Raw genomic sequence first — 358 nt, 5'->3', positions numbered from 1 at the left:
CCCTCCTAGTTACTTACTATTTAGCGGACGCTCTCACGAACAGCTCAGTGTCGTCAAGTTGCTTTGTGAAGTACTGAGACTTCGTCGATCTCGACCAAGCCAACGAGATCGGGCGAAGGCGCATTGAGCGCCTTTATGAAGCGCTCGACGCGCTGATAGATCGTTTTGTATTGCACGTCGATTTCGAGCTGAAGGTGGTGAAGACTTGTATTGAACCCGAGAAACGCGCAAATTGAGAACAACCACTTTCTGAGCGCGACCTTCGAATGGGCGAAGATTGTGGTCCCGTCCCAAAGTCGTCTAGAGTTCGCCTCTGGTAGCTTCAGTTGACACCTCCATTGTGATGGCTGTTTTGGCT

1 pseudogene is annotated in these 358 nt (G+C 50.8%); it reads right to left on the bottom strand.

Annotated elements, in window-relative coordinates:
- Positions 1-71: 71 nt before the first annotated feature.
- Positions 72-281, bottom strand: a pseudogene (locus FYC77_RS20070) (IS1595 family transposase); the annotation flags it as partial.
- Positions 282-358 lie beyond the last annotated feature (77 nt).

This window comes from Natrialba swarupiae, assembly GCF_008245225.1.
In the GTDB taxonomy this organism is placed as follows: domain Archaea; phylum Halobacteriota; class Halobacteria; order Halobacteriales; family Natrialbaceae; genus Natrarchaeobius; species Natrarchaeobius swarupiae.
The sequence above is the reverse complement of the archived record's forward strand: the minus strand, read 5'-3'. Positions and strand labels throughout refer to the sequence as shown.